The organism is Thiogranum sp., from assembly GCF_058323355.1.
Window position 1 is genome coordinate 1 of sequence record NZ_JBTTIO010000018.1, and the last position, 2,727, is coordinate 2,727.

4 protein-coding genes are annotated in these 2,727 nt (G+C 61.0%); 3 read left to right on the plus strand and 1 reads right to left on the minus strand.

Translation table 11 applies throughout. From position 1 onward, the window contains the following. Nucleotides 1-417: GTPase (locus ACW81B_RS03240; RefSeq protein WP_491578774.1), on the plus strand; the 417-nt coding region annotated here is incomplete at its 5' end. Continuing rightward, nucleotides 410-1,561 (plus strand): glutamate 5-kinase, encoded by a 1,152-nt coding sequence (gene proB / locus ACW81B_RS03245; protein WP_491578775.1) that lies wholly within the window; start codon nucleotides 410-412, stop codon nucleotides 1,559-1,561. The genes ACW81B_RS03240 and proB, both read left to right, overlap by 8 nt. A gap of 65 nt (nucleotides 1,562-1,626) precedes the next feature. On the opposite strand, the gene rpsT is transcribed toward proB, so the two are convergent. After that, the gene (rpsT, locus tag ACW81B_RS03250) at nucleotides 1,627-1,893 is read right to left on the minus strand and encodes a 30S ribosomal protein S20 (protein ID WP_491578776.1); all 267 of its coding nucleotides are present in this window, start codon (nucleotides 1,891-1,893) and stop codon (nucleotides 1,627-1,629) included. 92 nt (nucleotides 1,894-1,985) lie between these two features. Here rpsT and murJ point away from each other — a divergent pair. After that, nucleotides 1,986-2,727 (plus strand): murein biosynthesis integral membrane protein MurJ (murJ, locus tag ACW81B_RS03255; protein WP_491578777.1); only part of this gene is annotated, 742 nt, incomplete at its 3' end.

Consider the following 2,727-nt stretch of genomic DNA (forward strand, 5'->3'; position numbering starts at 1 on the left):
GATATTCCGGGGTTGATCGAGGGTGCCGCGGAAGGTGCCGGGCTGGGTGTGCAGTTCCTCAAGCACCTGTCGCGTACCGGCCTGTTGCTGCACCTGGTTGATGTCGCGCCGCTGGACGGCAGTGACCCGGTCGATGACGTAAAAGCCATCGCCCATGAACTGGAAAAATTCAGTACCGAACTGGGCGGGCGTGAGCGCTGGCTGGTGCTGAATAAAATCGATATGGTGCCGGAAGATGAGCGCAAAGCGTTACGCCAGGGCATTGTCGAGCGACTCGACTGGCAGGGGACGGTATTTGAAATCTCCGCACTGGCAAAGCTGGGTACACGTGAACTGGTGTACGCCATTATGGATGTGATCGAGGCGCGCCGGCAGGCCGCCACAGAGGAGACGGAAAACGTAGCGTCCGATGAGTGATTCCCGCCGACAAACTATCGGTAAGGCCGGGCGCAAGGTCGGCCCCGGGCGCTGGGTGGTGAAGATTGGCAGCGCGCTGCTGACCAACAACGGTGCAGGACTGGACCGCAAGGCAATAGCCGGGTGGGTCGAGCAAATGCACGCGCTGCGTGAACGAGGTTGCGAACTGGTGCTGGTGTCGTCCGGTGCAGTAGCGGAAGGCATGAACCGGCTCGGCTGGTCACAGCGTCCGCACCAACTGGTGGCCCAGCAGGCCGCCGCTGCAGTGGGTCAGATGGGGCTGGTGCAGGCCTGGGAATCACATTTCCAGACACACGGCCTGCACACCGCACAAGTGCTGTTGACCCACGATGATCTCGTGAATCGCACCCGTTACCTGAATGCCCGCAGTACCCTGTGCAAACTGCTGGAGCTGGGTACTGTGCCGGTCGTCAATGAAAACGACACCGTGGCCTGCGACGAACTGCGGTTTGGCGACAATGACACGCTGGCGGCACTGGTGGCGAATCTGGTCGAGGCCGATCTGCTGGTGATCCTGACCGACAAGGCCGGAGTTTACGATGCTGACCCGACGGAGCATCCGGATGCGCAGTTGATCCGTGAAGCGCAGGCGGGTGATGCGGTATTGAAGGCAGCGGCGGGAAGTGCCAGCAGCAGCGGGCTGGGCAGTGGCGGTATGGCAACCAAGGTTGCCGCGGCAGAACTTGCGGCGCGTTCGGGTGCAGCCACCTGGATTGCATCGGGGCGCGAGGCGCAGGTACTGGAGCAGATGGCAGACGGTGCCGAACTGGGCACGTTGGTGTATCCGGCCAGCGGCCGGCTGGTGTCACGCAAGCAGTGGCTGGCCGGGCAACTGCAATCAAAAGGCTCGCTGAAGCTGGATGCCGGCGCTGTACGCGTACTGAAAGAGTCCGGCTCCAGTCTGCTGGCGGTCGGTGTGTCGGCCGTGGAAGGGAATTTCCAGCGCGGTGAACTGGTGAGTTGTGTCGATCCGCAGGGGCGGCAGGTGGCGCGCGGGCTGGTGAATTACAGTGCCGACGAGGCGCGTCGTATTATGGGCCACGCCAGCGAGCAGATTGAGCAACTGCTGGGCTATGTCGACGAACCCGAACTGATTCACCGCGATAACCTGGTGCTGCTTTGAGTGTTACGAGGCCATTAAAAAAGCCGGTCAGCGACCGGCTTTCGGAACCAGGAAACAATCCGCTATCAGCTTTGCAGCGCGCGGACGTGCTGACCAAGACGGCTCTTTTGGCGAGCCGCCTTGTTCTTGTGAATGAGGCCTTTCCCGACAGATTTGTCGATGACCGGTACAGCCTTCCGGTAGGCGGCCTGGGCGGCTTCGGCGTCACCGGCGGCAACCGCCTTGACGACGTTCTTGATGTAGGTGCGCAGCATGGAGCGCTGGCTTGCATTGCGCTGGCGGCGGTTCTCTGCCTGGCGGGCGCGTTTACGGGCTTGGGCCGAATTTGCCAAAATCTTTCTCCTGTTCCTGGTTCCGAAGAGCCGGGCACTATGCGGAAATCTGCCCGATTTGTCAATCATTTCGCACCCTGCGGGGCGCATTGATGAGCGGTAAAATGTTCCGCAGCACGGCTGTTGTTGGCGCCATGACGCTGGTTTCCCGGGTACTGGGGCTGGTGCGCGATATGATCCTTGCACGTTTTGGCGTCAGCGCGGGCATGGATGCTTTCTTTGTTGCTTTCAAGATCCCGAATTTTACTCGACGTTTATTCGCAGAAGGCGCATTTTCGCAGGCGTTTGTGCCTGTGCTGTCGGAGTACCGGACACAGCGCGAACACGGCGAGGTGCAGGCACTGGTGGACTATGTGGCCGGTACCTTGCTGGGCCTGCTGGGGCTGCTGGTGCTGGTCGGGGTACTGGCCAGCCCGGTGCTGGTGACGGTGTTTGCACCGGGCTTCTGGTCTGACCCGCTCAAATTCGACCTGACCGCCTATATGTTGCGGTTTACCTTCCCCTACCTGCTGTTCATGGCGCTGGTCGCGTTCGCGGCAGGAATTCTCAACAGTTATGGCCGTTTTGCCGCGGCGGCCTTTACGCCGGTGTGGCTGAATGTGGTGCTGATTACGGCAGCCCTCGTGATTTCACCGCAACTGGAACAACCCATGGTCGGCGTGGCCTGGGGTGTGTTCGTGGCCGGTTTTGTGCAGCTGGCATTTCTGCTGCCGTCACTGGCGCGGATTCGCCTGTTGCCCCGGCCTCGCTGGGGCGTTCGCGATGCAGGTGTGAGGAAGATTCTGAAGCTGATGGTGCCAGGCATCATTGGTTCTTCCGTCTCCCAGATCAATC

Excerpts from the sequence above, each read along its gene's own strand:
- proB (WP_491578775.1), top strand. The coding sequence starts at position 410 with ATGAGTGATTCCCGCCGACAAACTATCGGTAAGGCCGGGCGCAAGGTC.